The following is a 14,051-nucleotide window of genomic DNA, read 5'->3' on the forward strand; positions in this document are numbered from 1 at the left end:
GAGGACGCCATGGACGCACTCCTGAAAACCGACCTGCCCCTCCCCGCCTTCCGGCGCGGCAAGGTGCGGGATGTCTACGACCTCGGGCGCAGCCTCCTCATCGTGGCCACCGACCGCATCTCCGCCTTCGACTGCATCATGCCCGAAGGCATCCCCGGCAAGGGCCGGATCCTCACCCAGGTGGCCAACTTCTGGTTCGGCGCCACCGCGGACCTCCTTCCCAACCACCTGGAGGCCACGGCGGTGGAGGCCTACCCCGAGGCCCTCCGGCCCCATGCCGACCTGCTCCGGGGCCGTTCCATCCTGGTGCGCAAGACCGCGCCCCTGCCCGTGGAGTGCGTGGTGCGCGGCTACCTGGCCGGTTCCGGGCTCAAGGAATACGGAAAGAGCGGCACGGTCTGCGGCATCGCCCTTCCCCCCGGCCTGCGGAATGCCGACCGCCTGCCCGAACCCATCTTCACCCCTTCCACCAAGGCCGAGGAGGGCCACGACGAGAACATCGACTTCGCCACCATGGCCGGACTCATCGGCCAGGAGCTGGCGACCCGGGTGCGTACGGCCAGCCTGGCCCTGTACCGACGCGGCTGCGAGCTGGCCCTGGAACGGGGCATCATCCTGGCCGACACCAAGTTCGAGTTCGGCCTCCTGGAGGACGGCAGCCTGATGCTCATCGACGAGGTGCTCACGCCCGACTCCAGCCGGTACTGGCTGGCCGACGCGTGGCGGCCCGGCTCCAACCCCCCCAGCCTCGACAAGCAGTTCCTGCGGGACTACCTGGAGACCCTCCCGGACTGGGACAAGCGGCCCCCGGCGCCCCACCTGCCTCCGCAGGTCATCCGGGGGATCCAGGAGCGCTATCTGGACCTCGCGGCCCGTTTCGGGGTCCAGGTCAGTTGATCGCCACCGCGGGCCCCAGGCCCGCCGCTTCGGCCTTCTGAACCAGGGCGGCATCCCCGCCCAGCAGGAGGTACCGCAGGTCCGCCGGGGCCAGCAGGGCGGCCAGGGCCTCGTTGACCTCCTTCAGCCGCACGGCCTCCACGCGGGCGGCGAAGGCGGGGTCCAGGACCCCCTCCTGCAGGCGGCGGACCAGGTCCTGGGGATGCAGGGGCAGGGCCGCGACGCGGGCCTTCCACCGGGCCCGGGCCCGGTCCAGGTCCTGCTCCGTGAAGCCCTGCGTCCGCATCCCCTCAAGGGTCCGCAGGAAGGCCGCCACCAGGCCGTCCCGCGCGCCGGCGCCCGCCTTGACCTTGAGGAGGAGCGGCCGGCCGGGACCGACGCCCCATTCGCCGACGAGGCCCGGGGACAGGACCCGGGGCAGCTGCTGCAGCAGGTCCTCCAGCAGTTCCCGCACGGCGGGATCGCACCCGGCCGCGGACCGTCCGGCCCACAGCTCGGCCTCGCCGCCGTCCAGCACCTCCAGGAGCCTGGGTTCGGCGGCGGCCTGGGGGGTTGTCCCCGGGGGGGCTGTCCGGGGACCCGGCCCCCAAAGCCCGAAATGAAGGAAGACGAGCTCCTTGGCCTGGACCAGGCTCAGGTCGCCGTGGAGGACGAGGGAGGCGTTCTCGGGGCGCACCACCCGGCGGCGGAACGCCTGCAGTTCCGTGAAGTCCATCGCGTCCACGGCCCCGGCGACCAGGGGCAGCTCCACGGACGGGTCCCCCAGGGCCCACAGGAAGCGGGCCCGGCCGCGGTCCTGGGCGCCGGCGGCGGTGAACTGCCGGCCCACGGCCAGGCGCTGGGCCCCCAGGGTCCCCATGTCGAAGGCCGGCCGGAAGACCGCGTCCGCCAGCAGCTCCATGGCGGGCTCCTGGCTGCGGCTGTCCGTGGCCAGGGTCCACCGGTAGAGGCCGGGCCCGCTCTCGAACCCGAAGGTGATGCCCAGGTCGTCCAGGGCCCGGTTGAACTCGGGGCGGGTGTACGTCCCGGCCCCCCCGGCCCGCATGAGCTGGGCCAGGAAGCCGCCCAGGCCGGGCCGTGGCTCGCCGTCCCATCGCACGGCCAGTTCCGCCCGGATGAGGGGCTGGTCATGGTTTTCCAGCAGCTGGCACCGCAACCCGGAGGGGAGGGTGAAGGTCTGGGGCCCCGGGGCGGCCGCGAGCGCCGCGCAGGCCAGGAACAGGCAGGCCCTCATGGCGCCACCTGGGCTTCCAGGAGCTTGAGGGTCTGCAGGCGCTCGCCGGGGCTCAGCATGCGCAGCTGCCTGAGGGCCTCCCGCAGCACGCCCTGGGCCTCGACGGGATCGGACATGCGGCGCTGCACCAGGGCATTGAGGACCTGGAGCAGGCGGCTCTCGGTCTGATCCAGGGGCAGGAGGAGCGGATCCGGACCGAACTGCGCCACGGTCATGCGGGAGGGCACCAGGTAGGTGCGGGCCGCGGCCTGGATGTCGGAGGGCCGGAGGTCCCGGGCGGCGGAGAGGGCCCGGAAGGCCAGGCGCCAGTCGCCCCCCTGGCAGTGGGCCTTCCCCAGGGCGCCGGCCAGGGCGGCCGCGTCCTCCTGCACCTGGATCTGGAGCACCTCCAGCTGGACCTGGGCCCGGCGCACCTCCGCCTCGGGCAGGGGTTCGCGCTGCAGGCGCAGCACCTCGCCCATGATGGCCTGCTCCAGCTCGGCCAGGGAGTGGTCCGCGGCGGGTTCGGCGTCCACCACCAAAAGGTTCAGGTCCCGTTGCCCGGGCACCCCGATGCTGAGGGCGAGGGTGCCGGCGACGCCCTTGGTGGTGAGGAGCGCCTGGTTCAGGCGGGAGCTGGGGCTGCCGGCCATGACCTGGGCGAGGGCGCGCAGGGCGGGGCCGTCGGGGTGGTTGGCCGGGGGGATCCGCCAGCCCACGATGATCCGGGTCTCCCCGGTGGTGCTCACCAGCATCTTCCGCCCCGCGGGCGACTCCAGGGCGTTCATGGGGTCGTCGTCCTTGAAGGGCGCGGGCGCCGGGGCGGCCTCCCCCTTCCCCAGGACACCGAAGGCGCGCTCCAGGGCCGGCAGGAGGGCATCGGAGCGGAAATCGCCCACCAGGACCAGGGTGATGCGCCCGGGGGCCAGGAGGTGCCTTCCCAGGGCCTTCAGGTCGGCCAGGGTGATGGACTCCACGTCGGAGCGATGGAACTCGGAAGCCTGGGCATAGGGGCGCCCCGCCAGGGCCATGGAAAGCAGCACGGAAAGGGAGGACGGACAGGGGGGCTTCCCGCTGTCCACCTCCAGCAGGAGCCGCTCCCGCTCCAGGGGGAAGCGGCCCAGGGGCGGGTGGGCGAGGCGGGCGGCCTCCAGCCGGCACCAGGCCTCCACCTGGCCGGCGGGCAGGTCCAAGCCATGGGCGATGTAGTCCGCCGTCACGTCCCAGCTGCGGCGGGTGCCCCCCAGGGCATCCACCTCGTCCCAGGCGTCCGAGGGGCGCATGTGGTCCTGGATGGCCGCCAGGGCGGCCCGGTGCATGGCCTGGAGGGCCGGGAGCTCGGGCGAGGGAGCCCGGTCCGGGCGTCGGGCCTGGCGGAGCCGCTCCAGCCGGAGGGTCTCGAAGGCGGTGCCCTCCTGGCGCAGGGTCATGTCCAGGTCCTTCTCCACCTGGGCGGGGGGCTGGCGGCGGAAGAGGCTCCGGGCCAGGAGGTCGGCGGCCGCGGGGGCGAGGCCCCCGGCGGCGGCCCGTCCCCCCTGGATGAACACCTCGGCCCGCACGGCACCGATGCCGGGGCGCTCCACCATCAGCACCTTGATCCCGTTGGACAGGGTCCGGTCCGTCACGTCGGGCGGCTGGATGATCTGGGCGGCGCAGGCCGCGCCCAGGAGGGCCAGGAGGAACGGTCTCGGGTCGAACATGACTCCAGATTAGCGGACCGTGATCCCGCCGTTGGTGGTTTCCAGCGTGATCTTCTGCTCCCGGCCCGGAACCTTCACCCGTGCCGAGTGCTTGGCCGATTCCACCACCGTGGCGCCCGCGACCTTGATGTCGATGCCGCCGTTGGAGTTCTCGGCCCGGATATCGCCGGTGGCCTTGCCCAGCACCACCTCGATGCCGCCGTTGGTGCTTTCCAGGCGGATCCCCTCGCCCCAGCCGTCCAGGTTCCTGGCGACGATGCCGCCGTTGGTGGTCTCCAGCTGGATGCCTCCCTCCACGTCCTCGAGGCGGATCCGGCCGTTGGTGGTGCCGCCCTTGATGCGGGCCTTGAGGTTGTAGGCCTCCAGGGCGCCGTTGGTGGTCTCGGCCAGGCATTCGCCCTTGAGGTCCCGGATCACCACGTCGCCGTTGGTGGTCTCGCACCGGGCGTAGCCCTCCAGGCTGGCCACGGAGACCGGGCCGTTGGTGGTGCGGAAGTGCCCCATGACCCTGCGGGGCACGCTGAGGGTCATCTCGCAGCGCGGGCTGGGGGCGAAGCCGAAGCTGAACACCACCACCGGCTGCTGGAACTGGGCTTCGATGTCCAGGTCGGCGCCCACGTGCTGGACCACCAGGTCGATCTTGCGCTTGGAGGTGTCCCGGATCTGGGCGACGAGGGAAACCTCCTCCTTGTCCCAGCCCACGACCCGGATGGCCCCGTTGCGGTTCTTCACCCAGAGCTTGGACCCGAAGGCCAGCTTCTCGGAGCGGGTCTCGGTGCGGTTGCCGGAGCCGGGCCCTTCCGCCGCCACCAGGCCGGCGCAAACCGTCAACGTCGCCAAAGCGATCCCGATCCTCATGGTGACCTCCGCATTCATGAAAGGTAACGCAGAAGAGGTCCCGCCGGGTTAGGGTCGCGTTAAGGTGGAGGGCACGGCGGAGTGTCCATGATCCAGGTCCCCATCAGCTTCCTGCCCCACGGCGAGGGCCTTCCCCTGCCCGAAAGGGCCACGCCCCACGCGGCCGGCCTCGATCTGCGGGCCGCCATCGCCGAGGGGGAGACGTGGACCCTGGCCCCCGGCGAGCGCCGCCTGGTGCCCACCGGCCTGGTGATGGCCATCCCCGAGGGCTTCGAGGGCCAGGTCCGGCCCCGGTCCGGCCTCGCCTTCAAGCACGGCGTCACCGTGCTCAACGCCCCCGGCACCATCGACGCGGACTACCGGGGCGAAGTGGCCGTGGTGCTGGTCAACCACGGGACGGCCCCCTTCTCCCTGGCCCGGGGCGAGCGCATCGCCCAGTTCCTCCTGGCCCCCGTGCCGGCCTGGGAATGGCGCCCCGAACGCGACGCCGCCGCCCTGGGGGACACCCAGCGCGGCGGGGGCGGCTACGGCTCTACGGGCCGGGACTAGCTACTTCTTGGGGGTGGCGGGCTTGGCGGCAGGCTTGGCGGCGGGGGCGGAAGCGGCCGGCTTGGCAGGCTGACCGGTGGCGGGCGTCTTGGCGTCGAAGCGCTTGGCCACCTCGTTGGTGAACGCCAGCATCCAGCTCTCCTCGCCGTAGGCGATGAGGCCCTGCTGGTACTGCAGCACCAGCTGGATCTTCTGTTCCTTGGCCACCGCGTCGACGATGGGGCCGACCTCCTGCTGGAACTGGCCGAAGACCTTCTGCTGGGTCTTCTGGAACTCGGCCTGGCTGTCCTCCTGGAGCTTCTTGAACTCGTAGTCGGCATCGCGCAGCTGCTTGGTGATCTGCTCCTTGCCGGCGTCGCTGATGCTCGGGGACTGGAGCTGGGCCTGGAGGCGCGCGCCCTCCTCGCCCTTGGCCTTGAGCTTCTCCTCGAGGTTCTTCTTGGTGACCTCGAGCTCGGCGAAGAGCTGGCGGCCCCTCACGGTGTTGGCGATGAGCCGGTCGGGGACGAACACGGCGATCTTGGGGGTGATGTCCTGGGCGGAAAGGCTCACGACGGCCGCCAGGGGCAGCAGGGCGTTCAGGATGCGCATGGGTGGCTCCGGGTTGACGGGGGGTGGTTTGGGATCAGAAGGTGGTGCCGATGCTGAACTGGAACTGCGTCTTCCCTTCGGTGTCGAACTCGTAGGGATTGAGCTTGCGGGCCCAGATGAGCCGCAGCGGGGCCGGGCTGATGGGCAGGAAGAACCGGAACTCGAGACCGGCGCTGCGCCGCAGGGACTCGTGGAAGATCTTGACGCCCTGGGCCCACGCGTTGCCCGCGTCGTAGAAGGCCACGATCCGGAACTGGTCGGCGATCTTGAACTGGTATTCGGCGTTGGCGATGAACTGCTTGTTGCCGCCCACGACCACGAACGTGTTGTTGTTGTCCCTGGCCGCCGTGCCCACCTGGCCGTAGGTGTAGCCGCGGATGGAGTTCTCGCCGCCGGGCCGATACAGCTCCCAGATGGCCAGGCTGTCGTTGGTCAGGTTGCGCACATAGCCGTAGCTGGAGTTGAACCCGAAGATGTGCCGCTCGCCGATGTTCGTCCACTTGGCGAATTCCAGCGTCGTGCGGTAGAAGGGCCGGTCCCCGCCGAACTGCCAGCCTCCGTACTCGAAGCCCAGGGACAGCTTGGTGCCGTGGGTGGGCTTGAAGGGATGGTTGACGGTGCTGTAGGTGATGAAGTTGTTGATCGTCGAGGTGAGCTGGGAGCTGGTGTCCCGGTAGTAGTAGTTCCGGCCGCCCTCGATCTTGAGGATGCGGAAGGTGTAGCCCACCTGGTACGTGGTGAACCAGGCCCAGGTCTTGCCGGGGATGAACGTGGACAGACGCGTGCCCATGGAGACGCCCAGGGCCCGGGAGAGCTGCTTGTAGGCGTAGGCCGCGCCCACGCGGGAGGCGTCGTAGTCCGTCGTCCCGTCCGAGATGCTGGTGGTCAGGGAGTACGGCAGGTCGAAGATGTAGGGCTCGGTGAAGGAGATGGAGGCCATGCGCTGGTACTTGCCGCCGTTGTAGCTCAGGCTCAGCGTCTCGCCGCCGCCCCCCAGGTTGCGCGTGGAGAAGCTCATGCCCAGGGAGAAGCCCAGCACCGAGCCGTAGCCGCCCTGGAAGAGCACCTCGTTGACGCCGGCCTCCTCGCCCTTGATGGTGATGTCCACCTGGGGCTTGTCGGGGACGATGTCGACCTTGGGTTCCGAGCTCTTGACGTCGAAGAAGCCCAGCTGGCCCAGGCCCGTGAAGGAGTCCTTGAACAGCTCGGTCTGGAAGGGGTCGCCTTCCTTGAGGATCATGGCCCGGCGCAGGACCTTGTCCTTGGTGACGCTGTTGCCTTCGAAGTTCAGGTGGCGCACGGTGTAGAGCTCGCCCTCGTCCACCTTCAGGGTGACGTCGACCTTCTTGACCCCGTTCACCTCCCGGACATCCATCTTCTTCTCGGCCCGGAACATGATGTAGCCCATGTTGCTGTACTGTTCCTTGACCTTGTCGATGCCCGCGTTGAGCGAATCCAGGTCGAAGGGCCGCTTCTCGGTCTCCTTGGGGTCCTGGATGTCGGGCTTGATGCTGAGCAGCTTGGCCAGCCAGGAGTGGTTGTCCCGCTTGGCCTCGGCGATCTTCGTGCGGTAGAACTTCTCGCCGGCCTCGCCCTTCATGACGTTGTCGTTGCCCTCGAGCTTGAAGGTGCCCTCGGAATAGGCCTCGCCCTCCAGGATGGGGATCATCAGCTCCGCGCGCAGATCGTACTTGGGGGACTTGCCTTCCTTGACCCGCTTCTCGTTCTTCTTCTTGTTCTTCTCGGCGGTGACGTCCCTCACCTCGATGGTGGGCTTGCCCACGAAGACGTCCTTGTAGCCCAGGCGCCAGTAGGCCTTCTTGATGGCCATCAGGTCCTCGTCCATGTTCTTCTCCACCAGGAGGTCATGGGAGGTGAGCCAGCTGAACATCCAGTGCTTGCGGGTCTTGGCCATGACCTTGGCGAGGGCCTTGCTGCTGATGGCCTTGTTGCCGCGGAAGGCGACCTTGTAGATCTTGACCTTGCCGCCTTCCTTGATGTCGAAGACCAGCCGCGAGACGGTCGGCCCCATGCTCTCCAGGGACACCTCGATGACCGGGTTCCGGAAGCCCTTCTCGGCGCACTGGTCGACGATGAGGTCCTTGACCTTGCGGGCCGCCTCCGGATCGTAGACGGTATCGGGGTTGATGGTGAGCTTCTTCTCCTTGATCTTGTCCTTCAGGGAGCTGAGGCCCACTTCCGTGCCGCCGCGGAAATCCACTTCCTTGATGAGGGGCCGCTCCTTGACGATGATGATGAGCTTCTTGCCGTTCTCCTCGTCATCGGCCTGGAACTTGATGTCGTCGAAGGCATTGGTGGCCCAGAGCTTGTCCAGGATCGCGGTGAGGTCCACGTTGCGCAGGTCGTCGCCCGGCTTCAGGCCGGTCTTGAAGATGATGGTCTCCGCCGTCTGCTTCTGCGCCCCGATGACCTCGATCTTCGTGATGACCTCGGAGTCCTGGGCCAGGGCCGGCAGGGCCTGGAGGCTGGCCGCCAGCACCAGGGGGGACAGGCCCCGTGCCCACTGGCTAAGAAGCGGGCGACGAGGGGTCTGGCGCTGGGGTTCGGCGAGCAATCTCATTCATGATCCATTACATAAGGTCGAGCATTGAATTCCCAAGGCCGAAAGGGCCGTCGGTCTCTCTGGAAGGTCCCCCGGCGAACCGGGCCGCCCGCAAGGCGGATTTCTAAATCATCCCTGGACCTCGGTGAGCTGGGGTTCGGTAACGGCGGGTGTCTCGGTGAACAAAGGTACGAGCTTCTCATCAACCAGATCGAAGTGGACCATGCCCGCGGGCACCTCCTCCTGGGCGACCATGAGCTCGGCGAGGGGGTCCTCCACCATCTTCTGGATGGCCCTGCGGAGCGGCCGGGCGCCGTAGGCGCGGTCGCGGACCGTGGTGCGCACCAGGAAGTCGCAGGCATCGTCCGAGAGGGTGACGACCAGGCTGTGCTTCTGGAGGGTGACGTTGAGGTCGTTGATGAGCAGGCGCACGATCTTGCGGAGCTCCGCGTCCCCGAGGCGGTTGAACACCACGATCTCGTCGATGCGGTTGAGGAACTCGGGCGGGAAGGTCCGCTTGAGCACCTTGAGCGCTTCGCCAGCTTTCGAATCCGGACGGTCATCCTTTATCCCGAAGCCAAGGTTCTTGTCCGGGAGGAGTTCCCGGCTGCCCACATTGGAGGTCATGATGATAATTGTGTTCTTGAAGTCCACTTGGTTCCCGAAGGCGTCCGTGGCCTGACCGTCGTCGAAGATCTGCAGGAGGACGTTCATCAGGTCCGGGTGGGCCTTTTCCATTTCATCGAAAAGGATGACGCAATAGGGGTTGCGCCGGATCCTGTCCGTGAGCATGCCGCCTTCTTCATAGCCCACGTACCCCGGAGGGGCCCCGAGCAGCTTGGAAACTTCGTGCTTTTCCATGAATTCGGACATGTCGAACCGGATCATCTTCTTGGGATCGCCGAAGAGGAACCCGGCCAGGGTCTTGGCCAGCTCGGTCTTGCCCACGCCCGTGGGGCCCAGGAAGAGGAAGGAGCCCATGGGCCGGGCGGGGTTCTTGAGGCCGGTGCGGGCCCGGCGCACGGCCCGGCTCACGGCGCTCACGGCCTCCTCCTGGCCGATGACGCGCTCGTTGATGTGCTCTTCCATGTGGGAGAGGTTGGCCTTCTCCTCGTTCTTGAGGGCCCGCACGGGGATGCCCGTCCAGGAGGCCACCACGTCCTCGATGTCCCGTTCGGTCACCTCGGCGAAGCTCTCGTAGTCCTCCTCCGACAGCTCCCCTTCGGTCCCGGTGATCTGCTCCCGCAGCTGCACTTCCTTCTGGCGGAGCAGCACGGCCTTCTCGAAGTCGCGGTTGAGCACCGCCTCGTTCATCTCCGTGATGACCCGGTGCAGCTCCTCCTCGGCCTTGTGGCTCTCCCCCACGGTCACGCCGCCGCGGAGCTTCACCCGGGCGCCGGCCTCGTCCAGGAGGTCGATGGCCTTGTCGGGGAGCGACCGGTCGGTGATGTAGCGGTTGGAGAGGTACACCGAGGCCAGCAGGGTGGCCGGGGTGTAGCGCACCCGGTGGAACAATTCGTAGCGGCTGCGGATGCCTTCCAGGATGCGCAGGCTCTCGGGCTCGTCCGGGGGGTTCACGTTCACCGGCTGGAAACGCCGCACGAGGCTGCGGTCCTTGTCGATGTACTTGGCGAACTCCTTGTGGGTGGTGGCGCCGATGCACTGGATCTCGCCGCGGGAAAGGGCCGGCTTCAGGATGTTGGCGGCGTCCAGGCTGCCTTCGGCGGCGCCCGTGCCGATGATGCTGTGGATCTCGTCGATGAAGAGCACCACGCTGGGGTCCTTGGACGCCTCGGCGATGATGGACTTCAGCCGCTCCTCGAACTGGCCGCGGTACTTGGTGCCCGCCACCACCAGGCTCAGGTCCAGCGCGTAGATGCGCTTCTCCTGCAGGCTCGGCGGCACGAGGCCCTCGTGGATCTTCTGGGCCAGGCCCTCCACGATGGCGGTCTTCCCGACCCCCGCCTCGCCCAGGAGGATGGGGTTGTTCTTGCGGCGGCGGGAGAGGATCTGGATGATGCGGTCCACCTCGGTCTCGCGGCCGATGAGGTTGTCGAAGATGCCGCGCTCGGCCAGCTCCGAGAGGTTCCTCGCGAACTCGGCCAGGAGCGGGTGCTCCTTCTTCTTCTTGGCGATCTTCTCCTCCTTGGTGGCTTCCAGGAGGATCTCCTTGGCGGCGATGAGGTCGGCGCCGGCCTCCTTCAGGAGGCGGCCCGCGAGGCCCTGCTCCTCCTTCAGCATGCCCAGGAGCAGGTGCTCGGCGCCCACGTGCTTGTGGTTGAGCTTGGCGCTCTCCTGGGTGGCGTGCTGGAGGATGCGCTTGACCTCCTCCTCCATGGGGATGTCGATGCTGGTCGAGCTGGGCGTGAGCCGTTTGTCGCGCGGGCTCAGGGCGGAAATGAGACGCTCCCGCAGCAGGTTGGTCTGGACGCCCATGCGATCCAGCAGCTGGATGGAGGTCTTCTCGGCCTCGCGCAGGAGACCGAGCAGGAGATGCCCGCTCTGGATGCTCTCCGAGCCGAACTGGCTGGCTTCGTAGCGAGCGAAGAACATGACGCGGCGTGCTTTTTCGGTGAATTTCTCGAACATGCGGCCCCCCCGGAATATTCTGAACCCCGCCTCCCCACTGAAGACAGGACCGGACACTAAAGGGTAGCCTCATCCGGTCCTGGTGTCCCCATTTGCTTCCGGTACCTAGGAGACCGGACCCCGGCGCGGTAATCTGGAGGATGGGGGTAAATGCATGAGTGTTCTTGCGGAGAATCTGGCCATCCTCGGCCTGCAGTGGGGCGACGAGGGCAAGGGCAAGCTGGTGGACCTTCTGAGCTCGCGGTTCCAGAACGTGGTGCGGTTCCAGGGCGGCAACAACGCCGGCCACACCGTCGTGGTGGACGGCGTCAGCATCGCCCTGCACCAGGTTCCCAGCGGGGCGCTCCATGAGGGCTGCTTCCTGGTGGTGGGCTCCGGCGTCGTGCTCAACCTGGAGGTCTTCCTGCAGGAACTGGACCGGCTCGCCAAGCGCGGGTTCGACCTGACCGATCGTCTCCTGATTTCCGATAAGGCGCACATCATCCTGCCCCACCACATCGCCCTGGACAAGTGGCGCGAAGGCGGGCTCCACAAGATCGGCACCACCGGCCGGGGCATCGGCCCCGCCTACGAGATGAAGGCCGCTCGCATGGGTGTTCGCATGGGGGATCTCCTCCACGCCGCCACGCTTCCCGAGCGCATCAGCCACGGGCACGCCGAGGTGAGCCAGCTCCTGGGCGCCGAAGCCGGCCTGGCGTCCGTCGCGGACACCGCCCGGGACATCCTGGCCATCGCCCAGCCCCTCCTGCCCATGATCGGCGATATCCAGGACTTCCTGTGGAGCGCCTGGCGCAAGGGCGAATCCATCCTCTTCGAGGGGGCCCAGGCCACCCTGCTGGACATCGACCACGGCACCTATCCCTACGTCACCAGCTCCAACTGCAGCATCGGAGGCCTCTTCACCGGCACCGGCCTGCCCCCCAAGGCCCTCTCCCACGTGCTGGGGGTCGCCAAGGCCTACACCACCCGGGTGGGCGCAGGGCCCATGCCCAGCGAGCTGCTCGACGCCACCGGGGACCGCATCCGGGAACTGGGCCGGGAGTTCGGCACCACCACCGGCCGGCCGCGGCGCTGCGGCTGGTTCGATTCCGTCATCACCGGCCACGCCTGCCGGGTGAACGGGGTGGACGGCCTGGGCCTCATGAAGCTGGATGTGCTGGACGGCTTCGACCAGGTGGGACTGGTGGTGGGCTACCGGGACGGCGAAGGCCGCGTGGGCACCCGCATCCCCTCCTGCATCCAGGACTGGAACGAAATCCAGCCCGAGATCAAATACTTCAAGGGCTGGAGCACCCCCACCCGGGGCATCCAGGACCCCGCGAAGCTCCCCGCCGAGGCCCGGGTCTACCTGGAGGCCCTCACCGCCAGCGTGGAGACCCCCATCGCCTACCTGAGCACCGGGCCCGACCGGGTGGAGGGCTACGTGGCCCCCGGCAGTTTCCTGGCAGGCCTCCTGGCCTGACCCCGGACCCTTCCGGCCCTTGCCTTGATCCATTAATATTTTATTATTGGAGGCGAGGTAGCCCAGCCATGTCCCGATCCGCCCGCCCCGTCCCCGCGACGCGCGTCCTCCTTTCCGCCGTCTGCCTGGTCGCGGCCCCTCTGGCGGCCAACCGGAACGTGCACGTCGAAAACCTGTCCAGATCCCGCTGGTCCCTGATCCTGGACTCCAGGGAGGCGAACCTGCTCGTGTATCCCGGAGGGCCTTCGGGGGAGCGCCGCCTTCCCGCCCGGGTCAGGGAGGTCCGCCTCGACCCGGGCCAGCGCCTCACCCTCACCCGCCCCACCGGGAAGGGACCCGAGCACGTCACCTGCGGCCTGTTCGACGCCGGCCCCCTGGGCGGCCTCGGCAGGAGCCGGGCCCTGTATCTGCGCTTCCCGAAGGAGGAGGCCAAGGAGGGCCGTTCCCCCGTCGTGACCCTCGAGTTCCGGCACGGCGTCCCGGGCTGGAATCCCTGCGTCGTCGAGGGGGATACGGTTCGCATCCTGGGGGACGGCTGGGATCCGCCCGCCAAGGCGTCCGCCACCGTCCCCCCGCAGGCGGCCCGCGGCGTGAAGCGCACCTCGGCCGAGGCGATCGACGCCCCCAGGCCCTTGTCCCGCCCCCGCCTCGCGGAGGGCAAGGATCCCCAGGAATCCAAGGAACCCGGGCAAGGCCCGGCCCCCCTGGCCGTGCCCGGCGCCCCCGCCTCCCAGGCCCTTCGGCTCCTGACCCTCACCAACCGGTCGGACGCCACCTGGACCGTCGGCTTCACCCAGGAGCCTGGGCCGGGCAGGCAGGGTCTATGGCGGTACAAGGCGGGCCGGGCCGTCCAGGTGAGGCCGCGCATCGAGGTGGTGCTGCCGGTCGCCCAGTCGTACCGCCTGCCGCCTCACGCCGTCCGGTTCCTGCCCATGGCCGCCGGGGAAGCGCCCCTCGCCTTGCGCCTCTGGGACGCCTCCAGCCGGACTCCCCGGGGGTTCGTCCTCACGGCCGACCCGGACGCGGGTTTCACCCTGCGCCATGGCGCAGGCGCCGCCGAGGAGACCCTCATCCGGCGGACCCTTCGCATCGAGCCAGGAGGCGCCACCCTCGCCACGGCCGCCTGGGACCCGGACCTCGGGGATGCGCTCGAGGCCCCGCCGCAGCACTGACCCGCCCCAACGAAAAAGGCGCCCGGGAGGGCGCCTTTCGTGAAGCGGTTGTCGCCTTATTCGGCGGTGGCTTCGGCTTCCTTGGGCTCGGGCAGGACGTAGTCCACGAGCTCGATGATCGCCATGTCCGCCGCGTCGCCCAGACGGTGGTCCGTCTTGAGGATGCGGGTGAAACCACCGGGACGGCCGACGAAGCGGGCAGAGAATTCCTCGGAGAAGAGCTTCTCCACGGCCTTCTTGCTGCCGAGCCGGGCCATGGCCAGGCGGCGGTTCGCGACGGTGTCCTTGCGGCCGAGGGTGATGAAGGGCTCCACGAACTTGCGGAGCTCCTTGGCCTTCACGAGGGTGGTCTGGAGGCGCTCATGCTCGATGATCGAGATGGCGAGACCCTTCATGAGGGCTTTGCGCTGGTTGGTGGTGCGGCCAAGGCGCTTGCCGGTGACATTGTGACGCATGG

The 14,051-nt window shown here is 68.6% G+C and carries 11 protein-coding genes; 4 read left to right on the top strand and 7 right to left on the bottom strand.

All coding sequences use genetic code 11. From position 1 onward, the window contains the following. Positions 1-9: 9 nt before the first annotated feature. Positions 10-897, top strand: a complete 888-nt coding sequence (locus RAH40_RS12895; RefSeq protein ID WP_306597955.1) for a phosphoribosylaminoimidazolesuccinocarboxamide synthase — start codon at positions 10-12, stop codon at positions 895-897. Here the strand turns inward: RAH40_RS12895 and RAH40_RS12900 are convergent. Genes RAH40_RS12900 through RAH40_RS12910 form a run of 3 tightly spaced genes read right to left on the bottom strand, consistent with a single transcriptional unit; the run spans position 890 to position 4,668 of the window. Next, complete coding sequence (locus RAH40_RS12900; protein WP_306597956.1) at positions 890-2,131, bottom strand: pitrilysin family protein; 1,242 nt, start codon at positions 2,129-2,131, stop codon at positions 890-892. The two genes, RAH40_RS12895 and RAH40_RS12900, sit on opposite strands and share 8 nt — an antisense overlap. Beyond that, a complete protein-coding gene (locus RAH40_RS12905) occupies positions 2,128-3,810 on the bottom strand; it encodes a pitrilysin family protein (RefSeq protein ID WP_306597957.1) in 1,683 nt (560 codons plus the stop codon). The genes RAH40_RS12900 and RAH40_RS12905 overlap by 4 nt, the downstream gene beginning before the upstream one ends. 9 nt (positions 3,811-3,819) lie before the next feature. Then, the gene (locus RAH40_RS12910) at positions 3,820-4,668 is read right to left on the bottom strand and encodes a DUF4097 family beta strand repeat-containing protein (RefSeq protein ID WP_306597958.1); all 849 of its coding nucleotides are present in this window, start codon (positions 4,666-4,668) and stop codon (positions 3,820-3,822) included. 87 nt (positions 4,669-4,755) lie between these two features. On the opposite strand from RAH40_RS12910, the gene dut reads away from it, so the two are divergent. Continuing rightward, complete coding sequence (dut, locus tag RAH40_RS12915; protein ID WP_306597959.1) at positions 4,756-5,217, top strand: dUTP diphosphatase; 462 nt, start codon at positions 4,756-4,758, stop codon at positions 5,215-5,217. Here the strand turns inward: dut and RAH40_RS12920 are convergent, their stop codons facing one another. The 3 genes from RAH40_RS12920 to RAH40_RS12930 all read right to left on the bottom strand — a co-directional run bounded on the left by RAH40_RS12920 (position 5,218) and on the right by RAH40_RS12930 (position 10,960). Beyond that, the gene (locus RAH40_RS12920; protein WP_306597961.1) at positions 5,218-5,808 is read right to left on the bottom strand and encodes an OmpH family outer membrane protein; all 591 of its coding nucleotides are present in this window, start codon (positions 5,806-5,808) and stop codon (positions 5,218-5,220) included. Positions 5,809-5,842: 34 nt separating this feature from the next. Beyond that, on the bottom strand, positions 5,843-8,389 hold the full coding sequence (gene bamA, locus RAH40_RS12925) for an outer membrane protein assembly factor BamA (RefSeq protein WP_306597962.1): 2,547 nt from the start codon (positions 8,387-8,389) through the stop codon (positions 5,843-5,845). A gap of 111 nt (positions 8,390-8,500) precedes the next feature. Then, positions 8,501-10,960 carry an ATP-dependent Clp protease ATP-binding subunit gene (locus RAH40_RS12930; protein ID WP_306597963.1) on the bottom strand — a complete coding sequence of 820 codons (2,460 nt, stop codon included), beginning with the start codon at positions 10,958-10,960 and terminating at the stop codon, positions 8,501-8,503. A 154-nt stretch (positions 10,961-11,114) separates the two neighbouring features. Between RAH40_RS12930 and RAH40_RS12935 the strand changes: the two genes are divergently transcribed. Next, the gene (locus RAH40_RS12935) at positions 11,115-12,422 is read left to right on the top strand and encodes an adenylosuccinate synthase (protein ID WP_306597964.1); all 1,308 of its coding nucleotides are present in this window, start codon (positions 11,115-11,117) and stop codon (positions 12,420-12,422) included. A gap of 68 nt (positions 12,423-12,490) precedes the next feature. Next, the gene (locus tag RAH40_RS12940) at positions 12,491-13,594 is read left to right on the top strand and encodes a hypothetical protein (protein WP_306597965.1); all 1,104 of its coding nucleotides are present in this window, start codon (positions 12,491-12,493) and stop codon (positions 13,592-13,594) included. A 56-nt stretch (positions 13,595-13,650) separates the two neighbouring features. Here the strand turns inward: RAH40_RS12940 and rplQ are convergent, their stop codons facing one another. Further along, positions 13,651-14,049: a 50S ribosomal protein L17 gene (gene rplQ, locus RAH40_RS12945; protein WP_306597966.1), complete on the bottom strand. Its 399-nt coding sequence runs from the start codon at positions 14,047-14,049 to the stop codon at positions 13,651-13,653. Positions 14,050-14,051: the final 2 nt, after the last annotated feature.

This window comes from Geothrix sp. 21YS21S-2, assembly GCF_030846775.1.
Classification (GTDB): Bacteria; Acidobacteriota; Holophagae; order Holophagales; family Holophagaceae; genus Mesoterricola.

Excerpts from the sequence above, each read along its gene's own strand:
- RAH40_RS12930 (WP_306597963.1), bottom strand. The coding sequence starts at position 10,960 with ATGTTCGAGAAATTCACCGAAAAAGCACGCCGCGTCATGTTCTTCGCT.
- RAH40_RS12920 (WP_306597961.1), bottom strand. The coding sequence starts at position 5,808 with ATGCGCATCCTGAACGCCCTGCTGCCCCTGGCGGCCGTCGTGAGCCTT.
- RAH40_RS12940 (WP_306597965.1), top strand. The coding sequence starts at position 12,491 with ATGTCCCGATCCGCCCGCCCCGTCCCCGCGACGCGCGTCCTCCTTTCC.
- RAH40_RS12895 (WP_306597955.1), top strand. The coding sequence starts at position 10 with ATGGACGCACTCCTGAAAACCGACCTGCCCCTCCCCGCCTTCCGGCGC.
- RAH40_RS12910 (WP_306597958.1), bottom strand. The coding sequence starts at position 4,668 with ATGAGGATCGGGATCGCTTTGGCGACGTTGACGGTTTGCGCCGGCCTG.
- RAH40_RS12900 (WP_306597956.1), bottom strand. The coding sequence starts at position 2,131 with ATGAGGGCCTGCCTGTTCCTGGCCTGCGCGGCGCTCGCGGCCGCCCCG.
- rplQ (WP_306597966.1), bottom strand. The coding sequence starts at position 14,049 with ATGCGTCACAATGTCACCGGCAAGCGCCTTGGCCGCACCACCAACCAG.
- RAH40_RS12935 (WP_306597964.1), top strand. The coding sequence starts at position 11,115 with ATGAGTGTTCTTGCGGAGAATCTGGCCATCCTCGGCCTGCAGTGGGGC.
- dut (WP_306597959.1), top strand. The coding sequence starts at position 4,756 with ATGATCCAGGTCCCCATCAGCTTCCTGCCCCACGGCGAGGGCCTTCCC.
- bamA (WP_306597962.1), bottom strand. The coding sequence starts at position 8,389 with ATGAGATTGCTCGCCGAACCCCAGCGCCAGACCCCTCGTCGCCCGCTT.
- RAH40_RS12905 (WP_306597957.1), bottom strand. The coding sequence starts at position 3,810 with ATGTTCGACCCGAGACCGTTCCTCCTGGCCCTCCTGGGCGCGGCCTGC.